This window comes from Streptococcus sp. KHUD_012 (assembly GCF_052588255.1).
This window is the reverse complement of the sequence record NZ_CP159355.1, coordinates 1,930,479-1,954,988: the sequence shown is the minus strand read 5'-3', so window position 1 is coordinate 1,954,988 and position 24,510 is coordinate 1,930,479. Positions and strand designations below refer to the sequence as shown.

The following is a 24,510-nucleotide window of genomic DNA, read 5'->3' as shown; positions in this document are numbered from 1 at the left end:
GTTTTGAAAGATAGTTTAGATCCAAAAAGAACCTTCGCATCTGCAAAGGTTCTTTTCATGTCATCCAGGTCTAAACCTGGAACTTACTCAACTTCTTTCTTTTTCAAGAGGAGGAAGCCGCCGCTAACGGCTAACAAGAAGCCTGAAAGAATGAAGTGTGCGGTTGTGTCTTCTCCAGTTTGTGGCAATTGTGCCTTGACTGGACTTTCTTGGAAGCTTTGTCCTACTTGGTAAGTCAAGGCTTGCACACTTTCTCCATTTTCAGTTGTCATTTCTTTTTGTGGAAGGAGCACTTTAGGAGTATCCTTCTTGGCTAAGATTGGCTGTGGATTGCTTGTTTGGTTATGAATTGGAACCACCACTTGATCTGGTTCTTTAGCTGGAATGTAATCCATCAAGCTTGCCAACTTGCTGCCAAAGATCGCATTGGTTACCCAGCGGAAGAAGTGGACAGGGTGTTGACGGTTGGTTGGATTTCCTGCATAGACAAAGAGTGGTTGTCCCATCAGTTCTCCAGAGATGGCCATGACTTTGTTAGCCAGAACATCGTTATGTGGCCACCAACCTGCAATATAATAATCGCTTGGAGCGATGCTCATCAAGGTCTTGAAATGCTCTGGAACCTTTTCAATCCAGTTTCCTGAGTTGGAGTAGAAGAGGGTATTCTTCTTGTATCCGCTGGTCAATGGATCCTGATCATCAATGATCGCTTTCATTAATCCTTCGTAGTCACTACCGCCTTTTAGTTTTTCAGCGTCAAATCCTGTAAGAACTCCCAATTTTTCCAATTTTTGCATGGCTTCCCCACCAATGACAAGGGTTGGTTTTTTACCAAAAATGGAAGCGTCGAAGCGGTTGCTTTCCAAAATAACAACATCGGCTTCTTCTGGCGTATTGACGATTTGGAAGCCTAATTTTTCAAGGACTAGACTAGTATGAGCAGGCGCATCTACTCCAGCCCAATTATAGTGGTAGTTCGGAGAGTAGACCTTCATTGGTTTCAAGGTTGGTCCGCTTGGTACCTTGTAGAGGGCATCACCATAGATGGCATAATTTGGTAGGAGCGAAGCAAAGGTATCGCGGTCAACGATGTAGCCATCGTCTGTTAGGTAGACAGATTTTCCTTGTGCAATCGCCTGGTTAACAGCTTTAACGGCACTGGCTGAGGTGTTTGCGATCACATAGTAAGGAGCTTTTGGATCGATCTCAGAGGTACGAGTGGCGCGGGTGGTGGTGACTTCTCCTAATTTTCCGTTGAAAAGACCATCCGCAAAGACAGGTTCGGACTTGAACCCTCTCATATCTGGGAAGTTGACCAGCAGCTCTGCATACATAGCAGCCCAGGCAGATTCGTTGGAGCCCTTATAGAGAATGTGGTTGGCATAGCCACGTTTGGCTTGGGCCATGTCAATGACCAAGTCTCCTTTTTTATAGTTACCAATATCTTCTTTGAGTTCCTTGACGAGGACACCATTGCGTTTGAAGTAGTCGATCATATTGAAGGCTTCTTGTGCATCGTTGTCTTTGTCGAGGCTCATTGGGATGACGTAGTAGTCTGGGAAGAATTTCGGACGACCGTTTTTCACCCGTCCAACGATTTCTCCATTTGGGCCGACCAGTTCATTTTCGGCTTTTGGATCTTCGGTTTTATTGAGACCACGCAGGTAGAAGTTGAGACGCATCTCAAGGAGACGGTCCGGATCTTGGTTGAGGAAGTCAATTCCGCCTAGGACAGCATTGCGACCTGCTTTGTAGGATTCTTCATTTCCTTCCGGAATTTCGATAGTATGGCCTAAGATACCATGGTAGACAGCATAAACTCCTGTATAGCCAGAGAAGGAGTCATCCCAGCCATCGCCCCAATCCAGTTTTGGAATGATGTAACTATCGTATTTAGAATTGGCAACTCCTGCCCGTCCCATATGATGGGCATTTTCTAGCATCAGGTCTGACAGAAGATCGTATTCGAAGTTCGGATCATGTGGTGGCGTTGCAGGTTCGATCAAGAATTCTTTGACAAAACCGTGTAAGTCGTAGAGAGCGATTGGATTCCATTTGTTGATCATTTGGATAACCGTGCGAACTTCAGGGTTGGTTTGGTAGCTGGCATCCCGGTTTGGATCGAGCCCGTTTGCTAGGGCCCGCAGGTTGAGAGCATCCCCATCTGGGTTTTCCGTGAAGTCAAATAAGAAAATGAATTTATTGAGCAAGCTTGGAATATCTAGCGTGACTGTTTTAGCATTTCCAGCTTCATCTGTGGTGTTAAAGGTCACCTTTTCCTTGGTCGCAAAAGTATTGAAGAGGCCTGTGATGATATCAATGCCTGGTTGTTCATCCGCGTGGGTGTTGTGGACTAAGACAGGTAATTTGTAATCCAAGGTTTTGTCTTTTAGTGCGGCCAGCATTTCGCTTGGCTTAGTCAAAGCTGTAGGGTTGGTACTAGACAGGTAGTGATCGATGCTGGCTTGGTCCTTGCTCACGATCCCCATCTTCATATCCCGTCCTTGGGCACTCTTGCCAAGGGTTTCCAGCTGCACTAAACGATCGGGTTTCGCTTCTTCCTTGGATTTTTCGATAGCAGCTAGCATTTCTTCATGTGTATGGTAGTCTTGGTATGGTCGAAAAACAAGGGTCTTATTGATGGTGATTCCTAAGTCTGCATTGGTTCCGACCAGCTCATGATTGCCGATGTAGTTGCGGTAAGTCCGGCGAATATTATTTGGGCTACGAAGACTGAGATCTTCACCAAAGAGATCCTGCACGACAATGTGGAGATCTAAATCATTTCCGTTTGCGGTCTCTGTGATGGTAAGGAATGGATCCTTGCTCAGTGTTCCTGTCCCCATATCCCAGGTTTTCCATTCAGAGAGAGGTTTATTGTCTAAGGTCCAGCTGATCTTGCCAGCAGCTTGAGCTTTTTCTTGGACTTTGTCATCAATCGTACTCTTTTCAGAGAGATAAATGGTGCTATCTGCCAATCGTGTCGCTTGGTCAGCGGTCGTTGTAGCACGGTTAGTGCTTGGACTAGCGGTTGGAGCAACTTCTGTAGTAGAAGCCCCATCAGAAGTCGCTGCTGTTTCTGCAGGACTAGCAGGAGTTACTTCTGTGGCTGTAGCGGGACTAGTCATCTCGGCTGTCACAGGTTGCTCAGTAGTAGGTGTCGCTTCAAGGACCGTGCTTGGTTCCGTTTGAGGCGCTTCTACGCTATCGGCTGAAGCTTGGCCATGACCGATAACGGAAAGCAAGACAGCAGCGGAGAGGCTGAGTGTTGTAGTGTACAAATGTTTCTTATACGAAGACTTCATATAGAAGACCCTCCTTAAAAAGTTATTTTCCAGTTCTAGTATACCATTTTAGGAAAGCGTTTACAACAACTGCCTGAATAAAAAAGCCTTTGCATCTTGCAAGGGCTTCTTTGTCTATTCTGTTTCCTCATGGAATTGTTGGTAAAAATCAACCTTAACCTGGATAAAAGTTTCTAAGTCTCTTAAGAGTTGGAGCAAGGTGGCGCGTGTTTCGAATTCTTCACGGGTCTTGGGAAGAGGGCGTTCGCGGAAGATCGACAAATACTGACTAATATCATCTAGAAGATCTTGGGCAGGATTCTCCTGGCTTAACTGTTGGGCCGTCTTCTTAAATAGTTGTGCCAGGATTATGCTTTCACTCGCAGCTAACTGACAGCGATTGACGTTTTCTGCCATATCTCGCAGAATATCGTTTTGCCGCTTGCGCATTTCAAAGTAGTGAATATGGTAGTTGGTTTGGTGAAAGAGGTGGTTGGAATGGTCCAGATAGACTAGATTTAAAGCGTCCTCTAGGATACCATCCAACTCCTTGATCAAGCGAGCATCATTGCGACCATCCCCTTTACCAAGAAATTCCGCAAAACGATCAAGGATCTTCTTTAGTTGGTCTTCGACCACATCATGGTAATGATCGATCGCTCCCTGATTAGAAGGCATATAGAGATTGGCCAGCAGGGCAAAGCTGGTTCCAATTAAAAAGAGAGCAAGTTCATTGAGCAAGAGCCCCCAGGAAGTAGACTGCTCAATCAAGAGATGGGTGACCAGCACCGTACTTGGCGTGATGCCGATCTGCCAACCCAATAGAAAGGCGCAAGGAACATAGAGAGCGATAAAGACTCCCAGTGCCCAAAGGTTGAATCCAAAAAAGGAAAAGGCGAGACTTCCGATAGCAAGGGCCAGCAAGGTCGACATAAAGCGCTGGTAGGCCTGCTTGATGGTGCTGCGCCGCGTATCAGAGATACTCAAGATGGCAATGACGCCAGCTGAGATGGCATAGGTCAAGCCCAGAGCATAAGCAAGGGCCGCCGCTAAACAGGTGGCCAAGGTGAGTTTGATGGTTCGTTGAAAAAGAGGCATGGCTTCCTTTCTAGTTCGGTTCGTTCATTGAGATTGATTTGATTTCATTATATCATGAATTGGCCTCTTCCTCCTTTCTTGTGGTATACTAGTTCTATGGAAAATAACGATATCGTATACGGTGTTCACGCAGTCACCGAGGCTTTACAAGCCAATACAGGCAATAAATTATATATTCAAGAAGACCTCCGAGGAAAAAATGTCGACAAGATCAAGGCCTTAGCAGCTGAGAAAAAAGTGTCGATTTCTTGGACGCCAAAGAAAACTCTGCAGGAAATGACGGAAGGAGCTGTTCACCAAGGTTTCGTTCTTCGAGTGGCAGCCTTTGCTTACACAGACTTGGCAGCGATTCTGAAACAGACAGCCCAAGAAGAGAACCCGCTTTTGTTAATTCTCGATGGCTTAACAGATCCGCACAATCTTGGATCTATCTTACGGACAGCTGATGCGACCAATGTCTCAGGAGTCATCATTCCTAAGCACCGGGCAGTCGGGGTAACCCCAGTGGTTTCTAAAACTTCTACCGGAGCAGTGGAACACATTCCCATTGCGCGTGTGACCAATCTCAGTCAAACTCTAGACAAGCTAAAGGAAGAGGGCTTCTGGATCTTTGGGACCGACATGAACGGCACGCCATCTCACCAGTGGAATACGGCTGGTAAATTGGCCTTGATCATTGGCAATGAAGGAAAAGGGATCTCAGCTAATATCAAAAAGCAAGTCGATGAGATGATCACTATTCCCATGAATGGCCATGTGCAAAGCCTCAATGCCAGTGTGGCAGCAGCCATCCTCATGTATGAGGTCTTTCGCAATCGACTATAATTCTAGAAAGGCAATGATATGAAACGAAAAATCTTATTGGTTGACGGCTATAATATGATTGCCTTTTGGCAGGAGACCCGCCAGCTCTTTCAAAAAAGTGAGCTGGATGCAGCCCGCAATATCCTCCTGCAAAAACTGAGCCACTATGCTAGCTTTGAAGGAATCGAAGTCATCTGTGTCTTTGATGCCCAGTATATGCCTGGAGTGCGGCAGACCTATGAGGAGTTCAATGTTCAGGTGGTCTTTACCGGCGAGGATGAGACGGCAGATGACTATATCGAGCGCTTGGCGGCAGAGCTTAACACGCCCCTCCACCAAGTATCAGTAGCGACCAGTGACTTAAATGAGCAATGGACCGTCTTTGCTCAAGGAGCTCTTCGGGTATCTGCCAGAGAGTTAGAAAAACGGGTCGCAGTCGTCAAAGGAAACCTCAATCAAGCGCAGCGAGTGGTTAACGATCAAAAACCACCCATGCGACCGCTCGATCACGAAGTATTGCGACAATTACAAGAAATGATGGGAGACAAGTAATGACATTTGCTATTTTAACCGATTCGACCGCAGATTTAGACCAAAACTGGGCCAAGGAACATCAGGTGACCATTCTTGGCTTGACCATTGAGTTAGATGGGACGGTTTACCAGACAGTAGGCCAAGCTCAATTGACCAGCCCTGAGCTTTTAGAAGCCATGAAAAATGGGGCCAAACCGACAACCAGTCAGGTCAATGTGGGCCAATTTCAGGAGACCTTTAAGCACTTTGCAAAAGAAGGAAAAGCTGTACTTTATGTAGCCTTTTCATCGGTCTTATCTGGGACCTATCAGAGTGCAGTCATGGCACGAGACCTGGTTTTAGAAGACTACCCGGAAGCCGTGATCGAGATTGTCGATCCAAAGGCTGCTGGGATTGGAGAGGGCTATCTGGTCATGCGGGCAGTAGCTGCGCGTGATGCGGGCCGTTCATTAGCAGAAGCCAAAGAAGAGATCATGGCTCTAGCTCCAAAACTGCGGACCTATTTCCTCGTCGATGATCTCTACCACCTCATGCGTGGCGGTCGTCTTTCTAAGAGCGCTGCGATCATGGGAAGTCTAGCCAGCATCAAGCCTATTCTCTGGATTGATGCAGAAGGTAAATTAGTGCCCATTACGAAAGTCCGTGGACGCAAAAAAGCCGTCCGAGAATTACTGGAGTTGATCAAAACCGATATCGGTGAAAGTACAGCCTTGGTCTCTTATACAAACGATCTAGAAGGAGCCGAAGCGTTGAAGGCAGAAATGCTTGCGCTTGATGGCATCGACGAAGTCCTTGTGATGCCTCTTGGACCAGTCATCTCCGCCCACGTCGGCCCGAATTCCTTGATCGGATTTGTCATAGGAAAAGAAAATCGCAAATAATTTTCCAAATCGGTTGACTTTTATCTTAGAATTTTGATACAATAGTAGGCGGTATTGTTTACCCCATTTGTAAGGCCCCGGAACCTTTCAAATACCCTGCGGACCGGAACATCCGCCCTGTAAACAAAAACGACATTCATATAGGAGAAATCATGAACAAAACTACATTCATGGCTAAACCAGGCCAAGTAGAACGCAAATGGTACGTTGTTGACGCAACTGATGTACCTCTTGGACGCCTTTCAGCAGTTGTTGCTAGCGTGCTTCGCGGAAAAAACAAACCAACATTCACACCTCACACTGATACAGGTGACTTCGTAATCGTTATCAATGCTGAAAAAGTTAAATTGACTGGTAAAAAAGCAACTGATAAGATCTACTACACTCACTCAAACCACCCAGGTGGATTGAAATCAATCTCTGCTGGTGAACTTCGTTCTAAAAATGCAGTACGTTTGATCGAGAAATCAGTTAAAGGTATGCTTCCACACAATACTCTTGGCCGCGCTCAAGGTATGAAATTGAAAGTATTCGTTGGAGCTGAGCACACTCACGCTGCACAACAACCAGAAGTTCTTGATATTTCAGGACTTATCTAAGGAAAGGAACAATAAAGTATGTCACAAGCACAATATGCAGGTACTGGACGTCGTAAAAACGCTGTTGCACGCGTTCGCCTTGTTCCAGGAACTGGTAAAATCACTGTTAACAAAAAAGATGTTGAAGAGTACATCCCACACGCTGACCTTCGTCTTGTAATCAACCAACCATTCGCAGTTACTTCAACTGCAGGTTCATACGACGTTTTCGTTAACGTTGTAGGTGGTGGATACGCTGGTCAAGCAGGAGCTATCCGTCACGGTATCGCTCGTGCCCTTCTTCAAGTAGACCCAGACTTCCGCGATTCATTGAAACGCGCAGGACTTCTTACACGTGACTCACGTAAAGTTGAACGTAAGAAACCAGGCTTGAAAAAAGCTCGTAAAGCATCACAATTTAGTAAACGTTAAAACTTATTTAAACTTATTGAAAGCATTTCGTATCAAAAATACGGGATGCTTTTTCTGTTCACCCCAAATTTTTGTAACTAGGTGATACTTGAAATTAATACAAATTTGGTTGTTTTTGATAAATCTAAGCAACACTAAATGATGAAGTGAAAGGGGATGAATCTTTGATAGTATTCATTTATTGTGAAATATGATATATTTATTAATTAGATGGATGAATACTTCTAGAGTTAAATATAGCATAATAGGGACAGACTTTTTGGTTTATTTTTGTTTGTAGTCGGATTATGAAAGAATATCCAATATTATGCGATAAGATAGAATGTTACAAAAAAGAAAGGGGATGCAATCCGATGAAGAAAGACAGATTAATTGTATTGACAGATGCTGTTCTAGCAATTATTATGACCATCTTGATTTTAGAGTTAGAAAAACCAACAACACCAAGTCTTGAAGCTTTTTGGGATTTACGGCAAAATTTCTTTGCTTGTTTTCTTTCCTTTTTCTGGTTGGGATCGTTATGGATGGCACTAAACACATTATGGGAAAAGGTTGAGAAAATTTCCTCAGAAATTATTTGGTGGAATTTGTTTCTACTCTTGGAGCGGCAGGAGTTCTCTTTGGAGAATTTCATGCCATCCAAGATACCAGTCTGAATGATGTGGTGGACCGGATCTATATAAATGTCAAGGATTTACCGTTTCAGTCCTTGGGAGCTTTAGCTAATATCCTGTCTGATGTTAAGAAGGGACTGATTCAAGACAGTCATATCTGGTCTTTCTTCCAGTCATTTTTCAAACAATATCAGTTGATAATCAGCTTAAATCAGATCTATCAGTTTGTCTATCTTTCTCTGATGGAGATCATGTCCTATCTTCACTTTGATTATTGGAAAAAACGGCTCGGTCAGGAGCTAGTATGAATAAGGAGAACAAATGAGACGTTTAAAAATGTTATGGCATATTATACAGGTTACGGGTTTTACTCGGTTTGCTCTGAGTTTTGTGACCTTTGTTTTTGGGTCAGGAGGCGTGCTTTTCCTAGTTGAACCTGCTATCACAAATTACGGAGACGGTCTTTGGTATGCTTTTGTGACTTCGACGACTGTCGGCTACGGGGATCTCCTAGCTGTGACCTTGATTGGAAGGATTACCAGTGTCTTCTTGACGATTTATGGGCTCATATTTTTTGGCTGTTTATCAGCTGTTATTATTAATTATTATACCGATTTAAATAAGGAAAGAGGAGAGGACAAATGACTGCCAATTATTCAACACGGGAATACCGTGAGAAATTATACGATGACCTTCATGTTCGATTGAGAGATACAGCGATTTTGATGTGTGCAATTTTTATTGCCTCTATCGGTCTAAATATGAATTCAACAGCTGTTATTATTGGAGCCATGTTAATTTCACCTCTCATGACACCGATTGTTGGACTGGGATTCGGTTTAGCTATTTTTGATACGCGTTTAATCAAGCAATCTCTAGAGGTTTTATTGACTCAAGTGTTGGTCAGTTTGCTTGTCTCGACTCTGTATTTCTGGATTTCTCCCTTGTCTTATGCAAGTAGCGAGTTGATCGCACGAACCTCTCCAACCATTTGGGATGTTCTCATTGCTATTGCTGGTGGGATTGCTGGTGTGATCGGTTCAAGGAAAAAAGAAGCAAACAATATCGTGCCAGGAGTAGCCATTGCTACAGCTTTGATGCCGCCTATCTGTACTGCTGGCTATGGTTTAGCTAATGGGAATGTACGATTTTTATTGGGGGCTCTCTATCTTTTCTTGATCAACTGTGTCTTTATCATGCTAGCCAACATTGTTGGAACAAGAATTTTGATGAGAAAATCTCCTTTAACTTCATTTAAAGAGCTGAGCATTAAAATGAGAATTGGCTTGATTTCTTTGATTGTATTGTTGATTCTTCCAGCTAGCTATTAGGCAGTTACTCTGACAATAGAACAAGCGCGCAAAGAAGGGATCAAACAGTTTGTAGGAAAAGAGTTCGCCAATTATACGGTTATTAATCAAGTCTACAAGTCAAGTAACAATGAATTGGTCTTGACGGTTGTTGGAGATCCGATTTCAGAAGAAGAATTAGAAACACTCCACCAAAAACAAGCCTCTTACGGTATTCAATCTGTTCAATTGAAAGTGAATCAAGTTCAGAACTCGCCAACATTAGATAGTGAAGCGACCAAGGAATTTTATGAAAACATTGACAAGTATATTGATCAAAAACTCTCTGAAAAAGATTCACAAAACGATCTCGTAAAAGAAAATGAAGCAGACAAGGATTGAGGACAATGAACTGAATCGGTTTTTACGCCGTGTTTTTCTTGTATCTTCCTCTTTCTTACTTATAGCAGGTTGTTTTTGCTTGAATAAGAAATAAATTAGAAGTTCTATCATCTAAGAAAAATGATGAAAAAAATCATTTAACTAATGGTGTGAACGTTTAGTGTTTATCAGCTCCATTCTCTGTAATTTTGGGGGTAAAATCCACACCATTTAGATAAAATTAGTTGAATTTGATTGGAAAAACGCTTTTATAAAAGCGGAGAAAAGTCTTGATATTACGCTGTTTTTAGTCCAACTGAAATTCATACTTTCCAAACCAGGCTTGAAAAAGGCCCGTAAAGCATCACAATTTAGTAAACGTTAATTCGTTACTGGACAGCAGAATACAAACGAAAACACTTTGCATCTTGCAAGGTGTTTTTTTCTATGAGAACTGGCGGTGCGCAATTAGGATAGCTCTAGCGACTTTAGTCGCATAGAGATATGCTATGCACAGTTGCCTCAAGAAAACAATGCTTCTTGGTCCACCCTGTTAGACAAGCTTCAAAACCAAGGAATCCAACAGATTTCTCTTGTAGTTACAGATGGCTTTAAGGGGCTTGAGCAGATTATCAGTCAGGCTCACCCATTAGCTAAACAACAATGTTGCTTAATTCATATTAGTCGAAATCTAGCTAGTAAAGTGAAACGAGCAGATAGAGCGGTTATTCTGGGGCAATTTATAATGATTTATCGTGCTGAAAATTTAGAAATGGCAGGACAAGCTTTAGAGGACTTTCTCGCCGAATGGAAACCAAAGTATAGGAAAGTCATGGAAAGTCTGGAGAAGACGGATAATCTTTTAACTTTTTATCAGTTTCCCTACCAGATTTGGCACAGCATGTATTCGACAAACCTCATTGAGTCTCTTAACAAAGAAATCAAACATCAAACGAAAAAGAAGGTTCTTTTTCCTAATGAGGAGGCTCTGGAACGTTACTTAGTTACGTTGTTTGAAGATTATAATTTCAAGCAAAGTCAACGAATCCATAAAGGGTTTGGTCAATGTTCTGATACACTTGAAAGCTTATTTAATTAACACTCCGTAACTCTACTTAAGTGTTTACACATAATTATTGACAGTATCAAAAAATAAAGTATATTGTTTTCATCATAATATAATTAAATATCAGTATAGAGAATTTTATCTATATATCAGATATCAGCAATTGCTTTTGCTGTCATTTTTCGCTACAATAGTTACAAGGAGGAAATAAACATGTTAAAAGAAGTATTAAACGTCGCAAAAGTTGCGAAAAAATCATCTCTCTTCTTAGGAGGGGTAGCATTTGGGACGCTTGGCTTGAAAGTCTTAGCAAGTAAAGAAGCTAAGAAAGGCTATTCTAAGGCCTTGGCTAAAGCTTACAAATTGAAAGATGGACTGGATGCATCTGTTTCTGTTGTAAAACAACACGGTGATGATGTTTTACAAGACGCTAAATATTTATACGAACAGGAAAAGAAAGAAGAACAATTAGATAGCCTGACAGGTGAATAATATGTCTTTTAAAGTGCTACACAGAGGATATCAACATATCCGATTATCGTCCTCGTTTTCACTGACCTTGGATATTCAAGATTATCTTCGTTCCTTGGCTAAAGATGAAAAAGGGATCGACTCTATTCAGTTTTATATGGATCAGCAGCACTTTACTCTACGTATGAAAGAAGGCTTCTCTGTATTAGAAAATGCAGAGGCCTTTTTAAAAAAAATTGACAAGGGGAAAGTTTCGGACTTGATGACTCTTCCCATTCGTAGAGAAGAGAGTGCTTATTCAATTGTATCGGGTGCAGCGATTAAGCGTTTGCTGTTTCGAAGTTTTGTACCCTACCCTATTCGTTATATTTGGACTTGTTATCAGGCTTTGGGTTATGTCAAAGAAGCCTATCAAACTTTAGCGCGCAAGGAACTAACCATGGAGGTCTTGGACTGTTCGGCCATTTTGTTGTCCTTGTTTATGAACCAATCCAAGACAGCTAGCAACATCATGTTTATGCTTGATTTGGGTAATCATCTGGATCAGTGGTCTTTAAAAAAAACAGCAACAGATTTGGAACAAAGCCTTCTTGCTAAAGAAAGTGATGTTTTCTTAGTGCGGGGAGACATGGTCATCAGCATCAAGAGTTCTGATGTTCAAGTAGGTGATGTATTAGTTGTCTCCCAAGGTAATGAAATCTTGTTTGACGGCCAAGTGGTTTCAGGATTAGGCATGGTCAATGAGAGTTCCTTGACTGGAGAGAGCTTCCCTGTTGAAAAGAAAGAGGGAGATTCTGTATGTGCGAATACTGTTTTGGAAACAGGAGAGTTAAGAATTCGTGTGACTGATAATCAGATAAACAGTCGTATTTTGCAACTCATCAATCTGATGAAAAAATCTGAAGAGAGTAAGAAGACAAAACAACGTCATTTTATTAGGATGGCAGACAAGGTTGTAAAATATAACTTCTTAGGTGCTGGTTTGACTTATCTGTTAACAGGTTCGTTTTCAAAAGCCATTTCCTTTTTATTGGTGGATTTTTCATGTGCTCTAAAAATATCCACACCTGTAGCCTACCTTACGGCCATAAAGGAAGGTCTAAATCGAGAAATGGTTATTAAAGATGGTGATGTATTAGAAAAATATCTGGAAGTGGATACTTTCTTGTTTGATAAAACGGGTACCATCACGACGAGTTATCCTTTGGTTGAAAAGGTTCTTCCTTTCGGAGATTATACTGAGAAAGATATTTTAAGAATAAGTGCATGTTTGGAGGAACATATCTATCATCCTATTGCCAATGCAATTGTTAAACAAGCTGAAATTGAAGGCATTGAACACGAAGAAATGCATGGCAAGCTTCAGTATGTTGCAAGCAAAGGGATTAAATCGCAAATTGATGGTCAATCGGTTGTCATTGGAAATTATGTACTAATGCAAGACGAACAGGTAAGAATTAGTTCTGAGCAGCTGGCCTTGATTGAGCAATATAAGACTCATTACAATTTATTGTTTTTGGCTTATAAGAAAGAATTAATTGGGATGTTTTGTATCCACACTCCCTTGAGAAGCGAGGCGAAAGTTGCATTGAAAAAGCTAAAGCGCCAAGGGAAAAAACTGATTCTGGCAACTGGTGATACGTTGGCTAGAACAGAAGAGTTGGTTAAAGATCTGCCATTTGACAACGTTTATACTGATTTAAAACCAGATGGTAAGTTTCAGTTGGTTCAGGAATTACAGAAAGCTGGCCGAACTATTTTGATGGTTGGAGACGGGTTAAACGACTCTGCTGCCTTGACGCTTGCAGATATTGGGGTTGTGATGAATGAAAGTGCTGATATTTCTAAGCAGATGAGTGATATTTTATTATTAGATAATCGTTTAGATTTCTTCGAGGAATTGAATTCTTTATCTGAATCGTTGCAGAAATTAATTCAAAGAAATATTCAAGAAACAGTTGTAATAAATGGAAGTTTAATTGGATTTGGGTTGTTAAATTGGTTAAGCCCATCTAATCTTTCGATATTGCACAATCTGACTACTTTAAGAATCGTCCTTCGTAGTCTTTCTATTAAAAGTAGGTAAGAGACCGAGAAGCTGAGGTTATAAAAACTAAAAGGAGTTGTCTCATTTGAGAATAACGGTTCTTTGTCAACTGTAGTGGGTTGGTGGAAAATTATACCCTGGAGAGGACCAAATTGGTTCTCTCCTTTTAAATATTGAAAAAACCATTGGCAGTGGACATACTTTAAGACTATATATTTCTGAAACTAGTTTCACAATACAAATATTGACATGCAATTATTAATTGGTGGATTTTAAGTTGACATCTACAAAGGTTAATGTTAGAATACATTCAAAAATATATTTGAATGAGGTGTTTTATGATTCAAAATATTGTTACTTCAATAATCCTGTATTCTGGGACAGCCGTAGACTTACTTATTATCCTAATGTTATTTTTTGCCAAAAGAAAAAGCAGAAAGGACATCATTAACATCTATTTAGGACAATTTCTAGGCTCTGTTAGTCTAATATTCCTAAGTTTGCTTTTTGCATTTGTCTTAAATTATATTCCTAGTAAAGAGATTTTAGGTTTACTCGGTTTGATTCCAATTTTCCTAGGCCTCAAAGTTTTGCTTTTAGGAGATTCTGATGGAGAAGCTATTGCAAAAGATGGTTTGCGAAAAGACAATAAAAACCTGATTTTTCTAGTCGCTATGATTACTTTTGCAAGTTGTGGCGCTGACAATATTGGTGTCTTTGTCCCATATTTTACCACCTTAAATTTAGCGAATTTGATAGTGACTTTACTTACTTTTCTAGTCATGATTTATCTCTTGGTTTTTTCTGCCCAAAAATTAGCACAAGTCCCTTCTGTTGGAGAAACTTTGGAAAAATATAGCAGATGGTTTATTGCCGTTGTCTATTTAGGATTGGGGATGTATATCTTGATTGAAAACAACAGCTTTGACATGCTATGGGCTGTGTTAGGCTAGGAGAAAAAATTATGAAAAAAGATAGTATCTGTCAAGTGGATGTTATAAATCAACAAAATGTTACAACCGCAACGAACTACCTTGAAAAGGAAAAAGTCCAAAAATCACTTCGCATTTTATCAAAATTTACCGATAATAAACAGATAAATATCATCTTTTATCTCCTTGCCGTCGAAGAACTCTGTGTCTGCGATATAGCCTGTTTATTAAATCTCAGTATGGCATCTGCCTCCCACCACCTTCGTAAACTAGCCAATCAAAACATCTTGGACACTAGAAGAGAGGGGAAAATTATATATTATTTTATAAAAGATGATGAAATCAGAGATTTTTTTAATCAACTAGGATAACAACTATTTTTACTACTTTTCCATGATTATAGGGAGATTATATACGAAATTTTTTGATGAAAATTACTCACAAGAAATACCTACTCTTATCAAATGTTTAAGAAAAAAGTATAATTTAAAGCAAAGCGACCTAGGTAATGCAGATCAAGTTAGCCAAGTTGAAAAGGGAGGAATTTGAAAGGATTTGTATCTTTTATTTTTTGTTTCATTTATGCCCTATGCTACTGGAATAGTTAGTAGCATAGGGCACAGCTCTTTTATGGACTGATCGTTATTGTTTCAACGGTAGCAAACTGGTTTTTACATAAAGTAATTGATAAACCCAATATAGATCAGAAAGAATTACTTGAAGCTACCGCACAATATAGAAAGTTATTGATACCTGACCTAATAATTAAAGGAGTGGGATTGATTCTATCCTTAATTCTCTATCCTCCGATTATGATGTATAGTGTTTTAATTGCGGCATTTTACATCATAACTTTAAAAACACTATCTGAAAAAAGAGTGAATAACTAGAAAACGGTGACCAAAGTTAGGTGTATTATTTTAATGCTTACAGACCTAAACTATTCCCCTATTTATAATTTATTGATTCATATTTTATGAAATTAAAAAGTAGATATCGTTCTGAAAATCCTTGATATTACGCTGTTTTTAGTCCAACTGAAATCCATACTTTCCAAACCAGGTCTTAAGAAAGCTCGTAAAGCTAGCCAGTTCTCTAAAAGTTAATTCGTTGCTGGAAAGTAGAATACAAACGAAAACACTTTGCATCTTGCAAGGTGTTTTTTGTATGAGAACTGGCGGTGCGCAATTAGGATAGCTCTAGCGACTTTAGTCGCATAGAGATATGCTATGCATAGTTGCCCCAAGAAAACAAGCGTAGCGATGTTTGATTGGATGGCAACCACTGCACTCAAAATGTTAATTCGAAAGAATTACTATACTTACAAAGAGCACCCTTCGGGGTGTTTTTTCTATACCTAAGATAAATGGAAAATAAAAAACCACCCTATCTTTCACAGTCAAATGTGACTGTAGAAAATAGAGTAGGTCTAGGATGTTAAAGACTATTTGTCGTCTTTATGAAAGATATTTTTAACGCCCTTGATAGCTCCTTCAACAGCTTCCTTTGCATCTTCAGCAACTTCTTTTGCTTTTGAAGCAACTTTTTCAGCAGTGCCTTCAGCTTCTGTTTTTGTATCGCCGGTTAATTTACCAAGGCCTTCTTTAACAGAACCTTTTGCTTGGTTCAATTTTTCTTCTAATGACATAGCGTCACCTCCATGAAGTTAGTAGTTTTTTCTCTGAATACAATACTGTTGATTTAAAAAAATAAAAAATATTTGTCTCAGATTAGAATGAGTATATTCTTTTTAAAATAGAAAGTCAAATTTTTGCTACGGCTAAAAAACAAGATCGCTTTCCGGTCACGAATAATGATCGACTAATAGGTCACGATATTTCGTTTTTCCAGCAAAGATTTGAAACGAAAGAAGCAAAAAACTTTTCTGTCTCCATTGAATTACATGGTATAATGGTAGTGAATGGAGACATCGTAACGCTGTTTTTTGAAAAAGAGAAGATAAATATGAAAAGAATCCTTACAACCTACCCTGTTATCAGTACTTTAGCTCTAATCTGTTTATCGCTCGGTCTATTGACTTCCTTTTATGGGGATGCTATGTATGACCTATTGGCTTTTCATTCAAAGCCGGTGTATGGTTGGCAATATGTTAGTGGGACCCTGATGCACGGTAGTAAAGGAGCCCCTATCTGGTTTTTATGGGTCCATTTGTTGTTAAATGGACTCATGCTCCTTCCCTTCGGAGGACTGCTAGAAAGAAAAATAGGCTCTAGACAAGTCTTGATCGTTTTTGTGACGGCGACAGTCCTCTCTTCCATCGTTTTTCACCTCTTAACCCAGGGGCAAGACATTCAGGCAACAGGGATCTCTGCTGTAGGATACGCCTTTGTGACCGGAGGAGTCCTGCTCCTGCCAAAGATGTGGAAAGAATTTTCACTCACCGTAAAATGGTTTTATCTATTCTTAATTTTTCTATCTGGCCTCATGCTCTTACCAGCAATCACCGGATGGATCTCAACGCTATTGCATCTTTCAGGGGTTGTGAGTTATCTATTGGTTTTTATCGGAAGTAAAGTCTTGGAGGGGAGAAGCTAACTATTAAGACGGCTCCTCAGTAAGGTTTTCATCGTACTTCCTTGACTCTTCCTTTACCAGGCCGTATAATATTCTATATCAATGAAGAAATCACCTTTTGTCATTGTACAAAGGGTGATTTTATAACGGTAAAAAGGAGACACAATGGGGTATATCTCTACTATTAAAACGGCTGTTCAGCTCTTTCCTTTCCTGGCATTTTTGCTGACCTTGCCCTACATGATTTTGAATTATCGAAAATATGGTTCGGTCAATAAATTGCGGGTGCTGATTTTCTATTCTTTTATGCTTTACTTGATGACGGTCTATCTCTTGGTGATCTTGCCTCTGCCGGATCCAAGTAAGATTCATACTAGCTACTCGGAAATGGTCAATCTCCATCCCTTTGCTTTTGTGGTGGATTTTTTCAAGGAGAGCCCCTTTGATTTAGCGCAGACTGGTACTTGGATTCAAGCTCTTAAGCATCCAACTTTTTATGTGCCTGCCTTTAATGTCCTGATGTTGATTCCTTTTGGGATGTATCTGCGCTATTATTTCAAGTGTGGTTTTAAGAAAACGATCCTTCTGGCAGCTCTCTTTAGTCTCTTTTTGGAACTGACCCAGTTATCAGGTCTCTACTTTATGTATCCGGGTCCTTACCGCCTGGCAGATGTTGATGATATTATTCAAAATACTACCGGTGGTGGAGTGGGTTATCTGCTCGGTTGGTTCCTGGTTTGGTTATTGCCGACACGAGACGAAATTGACGAGCATTCTTTCCGAGTAGGAACGAAAGTATCTGGTTTTCGGATGGGTCTTGCCTTCTTGATCGACTTTGTAATGCTATCCTTGCTTTACGCGGTAATCGAGCGTTTAGAGACGATTCCTTATGTAGCGATTTTGGCTGTTTATTTTGGTTTGATTCCTTTGTGGCGGGGCAAAACCTTGGGAATGGCTTTATTGAAATTCCGCTTGCATTTTGACAAGCAAAAATGGCTTCGCACCATCTGGCGGGGAATCCTGGTAGTAGGTTATTTCTATCTGATTCCTCAAGGGTTGTTCTATTTGATTTCGCTCTTGAATAGCGACTTGACGGACAATTCCCTCTTAACCCTGTCCATGATTTTATTGCTCTTCTTTATGCTTTTATTGTACCTGATTCTCACTCTTGCCATCGTCTTACTCAATCGTCGCTTTCCCTTTGACCGTCTAGCTGGGGCTGAGTATGAGAGTACGGTGCGCGTGAAGAAAGAGCTCTTAAAGGATGAAACTGAATCATCAAAATAGAGAGAGTGGGACAGAAATCGGTAATTCGTTAGAATTTGATTTCGTCGTCTCACCTCCGCACAGTTGAGTAGGGCTGTAAAAGCTGATGAAATCAGCGTAGTAGAGCCCACTCAACCACTGCGTCTTGCTCGACAATCCAAAAACAATTGAGAGGCTAGGACTTTTGTCCCAGCCTCTTTATTTTTTTATACACATAAAAATATACGAACGTTCCCAGTTGAGAAGGGCGATTTTAAGGGGATTGTGCTACAATGGAAGCAAATAGATAGAATGGAGCAGTGAAATGAAAGCAATTATTACAGTCGTTGGTAAAGACCAAAAAGGAATCGTAGCGGGTGTTGCAACGAAAGTAGCAGAATTAGGACTCAATATCGATGATATCTCTCAAACTGTATTGGATGAATACTTTACCATGATGGCGGTCGTATCGTCAGATGAGAAAAAAGATTTCACACAGCTTCGTTCAGAGTTGGAAGAATTCGGTCAGTCTCTGCATGTGAAAATCAATATCCAAAGCGCAGCGATTTTTGATGCTATGCACAATTTGTAAGATAGGGGTTGAGAATTTATGGACATTAGACAGGTAACAGAAACCATTGCCATGATTGAGGAGCAGAACTTCGATGTTCGGACCATCACCATGGGGATCTCGCTTCTAGATTGTATTGATCCGGATATCGAAAAGGCAGCGGAAAAAGTCTACAATAAGATTGTGACAAAGGCCAAAGATTTGGTGGCTGTGGGGGACGAGATTGCGGCAGAACTTGGGATCCCTATCGTCAATAAAAGGGTTTCGGTCACTCCGATTTCCATTATCGGTGCAGCAACCAATGCGACAGACTATGTACCCTTTGCTAAGGCGCTGGATCGTGCAGCGAAGGAAGTTGGGGTTAACTTTATCGGTGGCTTCTCAGCCCTTGTTCAAAAAGGCTACCAAAAAGGGGATGAAATCCTCATTAATTCGATTCCTCGTGCCCTTGCGGAGACAGATTTTGTCTGCTCTTCAGTCAATATTGGATCGACCAAGACGGGGATCAATATGACCGCTGTCCGAGACATGGGCCGTATCATTAAAGAAGCATCCCAAGCAGATCCAATGGGGCCTGGTAAGCTCGTAGTTTTTGCCAATGCAGTAGAAGATAATCCTTTTATGGCGGGTGCCTTCCACGGTGTCGGTGAAGCGGATGTTGTCATCAACGTTGGGGTTTCAGGACCTGGTGTCGTCCAACGGGCGATTGAAAAAGTTCCGGGAGCAAGCTTTGATGTATTGGCTGAAACAGTCAAGAAGACAGCTTTCAAGATTACCCGTGTTGGGCAATTAGTGGGTCAAATGGCTAGTGAACGTCTCGGTGTTGAGTTTGGAATTGTAGACTTGTCTCTCGCGCCAACACCAGCTGTTGGGGATTCGGTTGCCCGTGTCCTTGAAGCCATGGGGCTTGAAGTAGTAGGAACCCATGGAACTACAGCAGCGCTAGCTCTGCTCAATGACCAAGTGAAAAAAGGTGGTATCATGGCTTGTAACCAAGTCGGTGGGTTGTCAGGTGCCTTCATTCCGGTCTCAGAAGATGAAGGGATGATTGCAGCGGTTCAATCGGGTCATATCAACCTGGAAAAATTGGAAGCCATGACGGCTATCTGTTCCGTCGGTCTGGATATGATTGCCATCCCAGCTGATACTCCAGCTACGACCATTGCGGCCATGATCGCAGATGAAGCTGCTATCGGGGTAATCAACCAAAAGACAACAGCGGTTCGCATCATTCCTTATGGCAAGGAAGGCGATATGTTAGAGCTTGGAGGACTTCTTGGGTCTGCTCCGGTAATGAAGGTCAACAAGGCTTCGTCAGCTGATTTCATTGCCCGTGGTGGTCAAATTCCAGCTCCGGTTCATAGCTTTAAAAACTAAGAGAAATCTAGTATAATAGTAGAAAATAGAAAAGTCTGTGATGATAAAACTCCAGACTTTTTTCTTGCAAAAGGAGACAAGATGGCTAAAACAAGATTATTTGTGATTCGTCATGGGAGAACCATGTTTAATACCATTGGCCGTGCTCAAGGCTGGTCCGATACACCCTTGACAGCAGAAGGAGAACGAGGGATTCAAGCTCTAGGAATCGGCTTGCGTGAGTCCGGTTTGGAGTTTACTCGAGCTTATTCCAGTGATTCAGGCCGTGCCATTCAGACAATGGGGATCATTCTTGATGAATTGGGCTTGAAAGACCAGATTCCTTATCGCTTTGACAAACGGATCCGCGAGTGGTGTTTTGGTAGCTTTGATGGGGCCTACGGTGGGGAACTCTTTCACGGTGTCGTGCCGCGCGTGCTGGATGTAGAAGACTATAAGACTTTGACCTTGGAAGACTTGGCCAATGGCATTTGCCAAGTGGACACAGCGAATTGGGCTGAACCTTGGGAAGTTTTGAAAAGCCGAATTCTAGAAGGTTTTGAAGCTATTGCCAAAGAAGTAGAAGAAAATGGTGGAGGCAATGCCTTGGTGGTCAGCCATAGTTGGACCATTCAGACCTTGGTTTGCTTGATCGAAGGAAAACCAAATCTCAATCTGCCTCTTTCAAACGGTAGTGCTACCCTTGTAGAATATGAAGATGGAAAATTGACGGTTAAGGAAGTTGGAGATAGCAGTTACCGTGAGGTCGGTGAAAGCATGCAAGAATCCTAGTCCATAATGAAAGGCTGACCCTTTGGTCATGGCCTTTTCTTTTTCACAAAACTTGTAAGAGCTTTCCTACTTTCTTTTTGCAAAAAATGATATAATGAAAGAGATACATACGGAGGTAATACAATGACAAAAACCAGATTATATATTGCTCGTCATGGAAAAACCATGTTTAATACCATTGGGCGGGCACAGGGCTGGTCAGACACTCCGCTGACAGAAGCAGGAGAGCGTGGAATTCGAGAATTAGGACTTGGTCTCAAGGAAGCTGGGCTTTCTTTTGAAGAGGCTGTTTCGAGTGATTCTGGACGCACCATTCAAACTATGGGAATTATTCTTCAAGAACTTGGTCTGACAGGAAAAATCCCTTATCGTTATGACAAACGGATCCGCGAGTGGTGTTTTGGTAGTTTTGACGGTGCTTATGATGGTGATCTCTTTATGGGGGTCTTACCTCGTGTCTTTAAGGTCGATGATTTCCATCAGTTGAGCCTAATGGAGTTAGCAGAAGGAATCGTCGAAGTGGATACCACTGGTTGGGCTGAATCCTGGGGAACCTTGAGTGGCCGGATCCTAGAAGGATTTGAAGCTATCGCAAAAGAGGTCGAAGCAGCTGGCGGTGGTAATGCTATTGTGGTTAGCCATGGCATGACGATTACGACCTTGATTTATCTCATCGATCCAAAAGCGGTCGAAGAATTAGTCTTGGACAACGGAAGCGTAACGGTTTTGTCTTATGAAGATAGCGCCTTTCATATTGAAAAGATTGGGGATCTATCTTATCGTAAGGTTGGAGCAAAACTCCTAGAGGATGGTCATGACGAATAAGTATAGACGCGCACGAAAAAAACGTAAGAAATGGTGGCCTTACCTATTGAGTTTCTTTCTTCTTGTGGTCCTTGGATCGGGAATTGGTGCTTACTTAGCGAAGCCAAGCTTGTTTTCAGGGCTTCAGTTTTGGAAGGCTAAAAAAACAGCTGTAACGACTCCCTCTTCTTCTAAGAAAAAGAAAGAAAAATCAGATTTACCAGCCGTTTCGACAAAAGACTGGCAGTTGATCTTGGTCAATCGTGATAATGTGAAGCCTGAGTTGAACCCACAATTGACAGATGTGGATGCTATCAAAGTGGATAGTCGGATTGTAGAACCAACTCGTCAATTTTTAGAAGCGGCTCGAAAAATTGCCCCAGAAGAAACCTTGATATCAGGCTATCGAAGTGTGGCCGAGCAAACAGAGCTCTATAATGAGCGTGTTGCGCAACTAGAGGCTAGCGGCCTTTCGCACGAAGAAGCTGAAAAGCAGGTGCAGACCCAGGTACAGGTCCCTGGTGCGAGTGAACACCAGACAGGACTTGCCATTGATATGAGTGTCGAAGCTGGCCAAAGTGATGAGTTGGGCATGCAGCTGGCTGCCATCGCACCGCAATATGGCTTTGTGCTTCGCTACCCAGATGGGAAGAGCAACATCACGGGTGTGAATTTTGAGAATTGGCATTTCCGTTATGTTGGCGTAGAAAATGCTCAGTATATGGCCAAGCATCAGCTAGTATTGGAAGAATATATTCAGCTATTGAAAAAAGCTGGCAAATAAGAGGAGATTTACTTCTCTAGGTCTTAAGAATGATTTTTAGCACTCTTGAAAAAAGAGTGCTAATTTTTTGGATTTTTCTCTTGACTTTCTTTTGGATGGGTGTATAATAGAATCATGGTTTAGCACTTGAGTGTTTAGAGTGCTAAAAAATGAAAGAGAGGTGAGGTCATGGTTACAGAACGTCAAAATGAGATTCTCAATCTTGTTGTCGATATCTTTACCAAGACCCACGAACCAGTCGGTTCAAAAGCGCTACAAGATGTCATTCAATCCAGTAGTGCGACCATTCGAAATGACATGGCTGCTCTCGAAAAGCAAGGCTTACTAGAAAAAGCCCACACTTCGAGTGGACGGCTGCCTAGCCGAGCTGGTTTCCAATATTTTGTTCAGAACTCGCTTGATCTAGAGCTGATTGATGAGCAAGATGTCTACCAGGTGGTGAAAGCCTTTGATTTCGAAGCCTTTAAGTTAGACGATATCTTGGATGCTACGGCCAAGTTACTAGCCCAGATGACGGGTTACACCGCAGTGATTCAGGATGTTGAACCGACACGTCAGCGCTTGACTGGTTTTGAAATTGTTCCATTATCCAATCACGATGCCTTAGCAGTTCTGACCTTGGATGAATCAAAGCCTGTCACCGTCCAGTTTGCCATTCCAAAGAATTTCTTAACCAGTGACTTGGAAATCTTCCATCAGCTGGTTCAAGAACGCTTCATTGGAAATACAGTTTTGGATATCCACTACCGCTTGCGGACGGAGATTCCACAGATTGTACAGCGCTATTTCAAGACGACAGACAATGTGCTGGATCTCTTTGATTACGTCTTCTCGCAACTGTTTCAAGAACTGGTCTTTGTAGAAGGAAAGGTTTCATCATTAACCTACGCCGATCTTCAGACCTATCAGTTCTTAGACAATCCCCAACATGTGGCCTTGGAGTTGCGAGGGGGAATGCCAGAAGACCAAATGACCCAGATCCTGGTTGCGGAATCCCAAGAGAAGGCCTTGAAAAATGTGACAGTGATTAGTCACAAGTTCTTAGTTCCTTATCGTGGGATGGCCCTCATGCATGTGATCGGTCCCGTAGAGATGGACTACAGGCGTGTGATAAGCCTGGTCAATGTTATCGGCCGAGTACTGGTCATGAAGTTGACGGATTACTACCGTTACCTCAATAGCAACCATTATGAAGTAAATTAAGACCAAATGAAAGGGGTGTATGCCTTGACAGAAGATATCAAAAAAGAAGACGTGAAAGAAGAGGAAGTTGCCCAAACAACTGAAGAAGTTGTAGAGGAAAGCAACCAACCTTCTGAGTTAGAAGAAGCACAAGCGCGTGCCGAAGAATTTGAAAACAAATACCTTCGTGCTCATGCAGAAATGCAAAATATTCAGCGCCGTGCTAATGAAGAACGTCAACAATTACAAAAATACCGTAGCCAAGATTTGGCAAAAGCGATCTTACCATCACTGGACAACCTCGAACGTGCCCTTGCCGTAGAAGGATTGACAGATGATGTGAAGAAGGGCTTAGAAATGGTCCAAGAAAGTTTGGTACATGCTCTGAAAGAAGAAGGAATTGAAGAAATTCCAGCGGACGGAGCCTTTGACCATAACTACCACATGGCCATCCAAACCTTGCCTGCAGATGACGAACATCCAGCAGACACCATCGCACAAGTCTTCCAAAAAGGCTACAAACTCCATGACCGCATCCTACGCCCAGCCATGGTAGTGGTTTATAACTAGGCAATTCTGACGGTAGCTAAAGCAACTCGTCAGAAAACGGCAATCGCTATGGCGTTTGCCTAGCCTCCTTACTAACTCGTCGTCGAAATAATATCGATTTCGACTCCTCGTGTCGTAACATAATAGAAACCTTGTCCGAAACGACACTAAACTATGAAAGAAAGATAAACAATGGTTCAGCTTTACCAATAGTGAGCGAAGCGAACCAAAGGCGATACTCTTCGCCGTGGCGCTATCTTCGCAAACTTTGAGACATTAGG

At 41.7% G+C, this 24,510-nt stretch carries 24 protein-coding genes and 2 pseudogenes; 23 read left to right on the top strand and 3 right to left on the bottom strand.

The annotated features are described in order from the left end of the window. Positions 1-83: 83 nt before the first annotated feature. Together ABVF55_RS09525 and ABVF55_RS09520 are read right to left on the bottom strand one after the other, a co-directional pair. The gene (locus tag ABVF55_RS09525; RefSeq protein ID WP_445285277.1) at positions 84-3,305 is read right to left on the bottom strand and encodes an LPXTG-anchored zinc carboxypeptidase; all 3,222 of its coding nucleotides are present in this window, start codon (positions 3,303-3,305) and stop codon (positions 84-86) included. A gap of 114 nt (positions 3,306-3,419) precedes the next feature. Continuing rightward, positions 3,420-4,382, bottom strand: a complete 963-nt coding sequence (locus ABVF55_RS09520; RefSeq protein WP_445285276.1) for an aromatic acid exporter family protein — start codon at positions 4,380-4,382, stop codon at positions 3,420-3,422. Between the two features lie 96 nt (positions 4,383-4,478). Here ABVF55_RS09520 and rlmB point away from each other — a divergent pair, with 96 nt between their 5' ends. The 14 genes and pseudogenes from rlmB (at position 4,479) to cadX (ending at position 14,782) form a co-directional block, all read left to right on the top strand. Further along, positions 4,479-5,207: a 23S rRNA (guanosine(2251)-2'-O)-methyltransferase RlmB gene (gene rlmB / locus ABVF55_RS09515; RefSeq protein ID WP_003010074.1), complete on the top strand. Its 729-nt coding sequence runs from the start codon at positions 4,479-4,481 to the stop codon at positions 5,205-5,207. Positions 5,208-5,225: 18 nt separating this feature from the next. Then, positions 5,226-5,738, top strand: a complete 513-nt coding sequence (locus tag ABVF55_RS09510) for an NYN domain-containing protein (RefSeq protein WP_003004212.1) — start codon at positions 5,226-5,228, stop codon at positions 5,736-5,738. After that, complete coding sequence (locus ABVF55_RS09505) at positions 5,738-6,601, top strand: DegV family protein (RefSeq protein ID WP_445285275.1); 864 nt, start codon at positions 5,738-5,740, stop codon at positions 6,599-6,601. Before ABVF55_RS09510 ends, ABVF55_RS09505 begins: the two co-directional genes overlap by 1 nt. 152 nt (positions 6,602-6,753) lie before the next feature. Further along, a complete protein-coding gene (gene rplM, locus ABVF55_RS09500; protein ID WP_002876943.1) occupies positions 6,754-7,200 on the top strand; it encodes a 50S ribosomal protein L13 in 447 nt (148 codons plus the stop codon). 18 nt (positions 7,201-7,218) lie between these two features. Further along, a complete protein-coding gene (gene rpsI / locus ABVF55_RS09495) occupies positions 7,219-7,611 on the top strand; it encodes a 30S ribosomal protein S9 (protein ID WP_002893764.1) in 393 nt (130 codons plus the stop codon). Between the two features lie 353 nt (positions 7,612-7,964). Beyond that, positions 7,965-8,267 (top strand): TMEM175 family protein, encoded by a 303-nt coding sequence (locus ABVF55_RS09490; RefSeq protein ID WP_004240734.1) that lies wholly within the window; start codon positions 7,965-7,967, stop codon positions 8,265-8,267. Continuing rightward, positions 8,192-8,533, top strand: a complete 342-nt coding sequence (locus ABVF55_RS09485; RefSeq protein WP_000397556.1) for a hypothetical protein — start codon at positions 8,192-8,194, stop codon at positions 8,531-8,533. Before ABVF55_RS09490 ends, ABVF55_RS09485 begins: the two co-directional genes overlap by 76 nt. Before the next feature lie 13 nt (positions 8,534-8,546). Further along, positions 8,547-8,870: a potassium channel family protein gene (locus ABVF55_RS09480; protein ID WP_001253404.1), complete on the top strand. Its 324-nt coding sequence runs from the start codon at positions 8,547-8,549 to the stop codon at positions 8,868-8,870. Then, positions 8,867-9,916, top strand: a pseudogene (locus ABVF55_RS09475) (DUF389 domain-containing protein). The gene ABVF55_RS09480 and the pseudogene ABVF55_RS09475 overlap by 4 nt, the downstream one beginning before the upstream one ends. Positions 9,917-10,403: 487 nt before the next feature. Further along, a pseudogene (locus ABVF55_RS09470) lies at positions 10,404-10,994 on the top strand (IS256 family transposase); the annotation flags it as partial. A gap of 180 nt (positions 10,995-11,174) precedes the next feature. Then, positions 11,175-11,453 (top strand): DUF6110 family protein, encoded by a 279-nt coding sequence (locus tag ABVF55_RS09465; protein ID WP_002893755.1) that lies wholly within the window; start codon positions 11,175-11,177, stop codon positions 11,451-11,453. A gap of 1 nt (position 11,454) precedes the next feature. After that, a complete protein-coding gene (locus ABVF55_RS09460; protein WP_002893754.1) occupies positions 11,455-13,518 on the top strand; it encodes a heavy metal translocating P-type ATPase in 2,064 nt (687 codons plus the stop codon). Positions 13,519-13,817: 299 nt separating this feature from the next. Further along, positions 13,818-14,432, top strand: a complete 615-nt coding sequence (locus ABVF55_RS09455) for a CadD family cadmium resistance transporter (RefSeq protein WP_002911684.1) — start codon at positions 13,818-13,820, stop codon at positions 14,430-14,432. An 11-nt stretch (positions 14,433-14,443) separates the two neighbouring features. Then, positions 14,444-14,782 carry a Cd(II)/Zn(II)-sensing metalloregulatory transcriptional regulator CadX gene (gene cadX / locus ABVF55_RS09450; protein ID WP_048688570.1) on the top strand — a complete coding sequence of 113 codons (339 nt, stop codon included), beginning with the start codon at positions 14,444-14,446 and terminating at the stop codon, positions 14,780-14,782. A 1,073-nt stretch (positions 14,783-15,855) separates the two neighbouring features. On the opposite strand, the gene ABVF55_RS09445 is transcribed toward cadX, so the two are convergent. Further along, positions 15,856-16,059 carry a CsbD family protein gene (locus ABVF55_RS09445; RefSeq protein ID WP_049471982.1) on the bottom strand — a complete coding sequence of 68 codons (204 nt, stop codon included), beginning with the start codon at positions 16,057-16,059 and terminating at the stop codon, positions 15,856-15,858. Positions 16,060-16,376: 317 nt separating this feature from the next. Between ABVF55_RS09445 and ABVF55_RS09440 the strand changes: the two genes are divergently transcribed. From ABVF55_RS09440 to grpE, 9 genes are all read left to right on the top strand, one after another. Continuing rightward, the gene (locus ABVF55_RS09440) at positions 16,377-16,967 is read left to right on the top strand and encodes a rhomboid family intramembrane serine protease (RefSeq protein ID WP_195189882.1); all 591 of its coding nucleotides are present in this window, start codon (positions 16,377-16,379) and stop codon (positions 16,965-16,967) included. A 144-nt stretch (positions 16,968-17,111) separates the two neighbouring features. Continuing rightward, positions 17,112-18,233: a VanZ family protein gene (locus ABVF55_RS09435; protein ID WP_340281732.1), complete on the top strand. Its 1,122-nt coding sequence runs from the start codon at positions 17,112-17,114 to the stop codon at positions 18,231-18,233. A 283-nt stretch (positions 18,234-18,516) separates the two neighbouring features. After that, entirely contained in the window at positions 18,517-18,783 is a 267-nt protein-coding gene (locus ABVF55_RS09430; protein WP_003004214.1) for an ACT domain-containing protein, read from the top strand. An 18-nt stretch (positions 18,784-18,801) separates the two neighbouring features. Beyond that, positions 18,802-20,139: a PFL family protein gene (locus ABVF55_RS09425; protein WP_150905319.1), complete on the top strand. Its 1,338-nt coding sequence runs from the start codon at positions 18,802-18,804 to the stop codon at positions 20,137-20,139. Positions 20,140-20,220: 81 nt separating this feature from the next. Beyond that, positions 20,221-20,910, top strand: a complete 690-nt coding sequence (locus ABVF55_RS09420) for a histidine phosphatase family protein (RefSeq protein ID WP_150905321.1) — start codon at positions 20,221-20,223, stop codon at positions 20,908-20,910. Between the two features lie 123 nt (positions 20,911-21,033). Then, on the top strand, positions 21,034-21,735 hold the full coding sequence (locus ABVF55_RS09415) for a histidine phosphatase family protein (protein ID WP_223141348.1): 702 nt from the start codon (positions 21,034-21,036) through the stop codon (positions 21,733-21,735). Then, the gene (locus ABVF55_RS09410) at positions 21,725-22,498 is read left to right on the top strand and encodes a M15 family metallopeptidase (protein ID WP_037607303.1); all 774 of its coding nucleotides are present in this window, start codon (positions 21,725-21,727) and stop codon (positions 22,496-22,498) included. Before ABVF55_RS09415 ends, ABVF55_RS09410 begins: the two co-directional genes overlap by 11 nt. A gap of 168 nt (positions 22,499-22,666) precedes the next feature. Then, positions 22,667-23,701 carry a heat-inducible transcriptional repressor HrcA gene (gene hrcA / locus ABVF55_RS09405; protein WP_150905325.1) on the top strand — a complete coding sequence of 345 codons (1,035 nt, stop codon included), beginning with the start codon at positions 22,667-22,669 and terminating at the stop codon, positions 23,699-23,701. 24 nt (positions 23,702-23,725) lie between these two features. Next, a complete protein-coding gene (gene grpE, locus ABVF55_RS09400) occupies positions 23,726-24,250 on the top strand; it encodes a nucleotide exchange factor GrpE (protein WP_301355021.1) in 525 nt (174 codons plus the stop codon). Positions 24,251-24,510: the final 260 nt, after the last annotated feature.

Bases quoted from the DNA above. Each gene is read 5' to 3' on its own strand.
- ABVF55_RS09525 (WP_445285277.1), bottom strand. From the start codon at position 3,305: ATGAAGTCTTCGTATAAGAAACATTTGTACACTACAACACTCAGCCTC.
- ABVF55_RS09520 (WP_445285276.1), bottom strand. From the start codon at position 4,382: ATGCCTCTTTTTCAACGAACCATCAAACTCACCTTGGCCACCTGTTTA.
- rlmB (WP_003010074.1), top strand. From the start codon at position 4,479: ATGGAAAATAACGATATCGTATACGGTGTTCACGCAGTCACCGAGGCT.
- ABVF55_RS09510 (WP_003004212.1), top strand. From the start codon at position 5,226: ATGAAACGAAAAATCTTATTGGTTGACGGCTATAATATGATTGCCTTT.
- ABVF55_RS09505 (WP_445285275.1), top strand. From the start codon at position 5,738: ATGACATTTGCTATTTTAACCGATTCGACCGCAGATTTAGACCAAAAC.
- rplM (WP_002876943.1), top strand. From the start codon at position 6,754: ATGAACAAAACTACATTCATGGCTAAACCAGGCCAAGTAGAACGCAAA.
- rpsI (WP_002893764.1), top strand. From the start codon at position 7,219: ATGTCACAAGCACAATATGCAGGTACTGGACGTCGTAAAAACGCTGTT.
- ABVF55_RS09490 (WP_004240734.1), top strand. From the start codon at position 7,965: ATGAAGAAAGACAGATTAATTGTATTGACAGATGCTGTTCTAGCAATT.
- ABVF55_RS09480 (WP_001253404.1), top strand. From the start codon at position 8,547: ATGAGACGTTTAAAAATGTTATGGCATATTATACAGGTTACGGGTTTT.
- ABVF55_RS09465 (WP_002893755.1), top strand. From the start codon at position 11,175: ATGTTAAAAGAAGTATTAAACGTCGCAAAAGTTGCGAAAAAATCATCT.
- ABVF55_RS09460 (WP_002893754.1), top strand. From the start codon at position 11,455: ATGTCTTTTAAAGTGCTACACAGAGGATATCAACATATCCGATTATCG.
- ABVF55_RS09455 (WP_002911684.1), top strand. From the start codon at position 13,818: ATGATTCAAAATATTGTTACTTCAATAATCCTGTATTCTGGGACAGCC.
- cadX (WP_048688570.1), top strand. From the start codon at position 14,444: ATGAAAAAAGATAGTATCTGTCAAGTGGATGTTATAAATCAACAAAAT.
- ABVF55_RS09445 (WP_049471982.1), bottom strand. From the start codon at position 16,059: ATGTCATTAGAAGAAAAATTGAACCAAGCAAAAGGTTCTGTTAAAGAA.
- ABVF55_RS09440 (WP_195189882.1), top strand. From the start codon at position 16,377: ATGAAAAGAATCCTTACAACCTACCCTGTTATCAGTACTTTAGCTCTA.
- ABVF55_RS09435 (WP_340281732.1), top strand. From the start codon at position 17,112: ATGGGGTATATCTCTACTATTAAAACGGCTGTTCAGCTCTTTCCTTTC.
- ABVF55_RS09430 (WP_003004214.1), top strand. From the start codon at position 18,517: ATGAAAGCAATTATTACAGTCGTTGGTAAAGACCAAAAAGGAATCGTA.
- ABVF55_RS09425 (WP_150905319.1), top strand. From the start codon at position 18,802: ATGGACATTAGACAGGTAACAGAAACCATTGCCATGATTGAGGAGCAG.
- ABVF55_RS09420 (WP_150905321.1), top strand. From the start codon at position 20,221: ATGGCTAAAACAAGATTATTTGTGATTCGTCATGGGAGAACCATGTTT.
- ABVF55_RS09415 (WP_223141348.1), top strand. From the start codon at position 21,034: ATGACAAAAACCAGATTATATATTGCTCGTCATGGAAAAACCATGTTT.
- ABVF55_RS09410 (WP_037607303.1), top strand. From the start codon at position 21,725: ATGACGAATAAGTATAGACGCGCACGAAAAAAACGTAAGAAATGGTGG.
- hrcA (WP_150905325.1), top strand. From the start codon at position 22,667: ATGGTTACAGAACGTCAAAATGAGATTCTCAATCTTGTTGTCGATATC.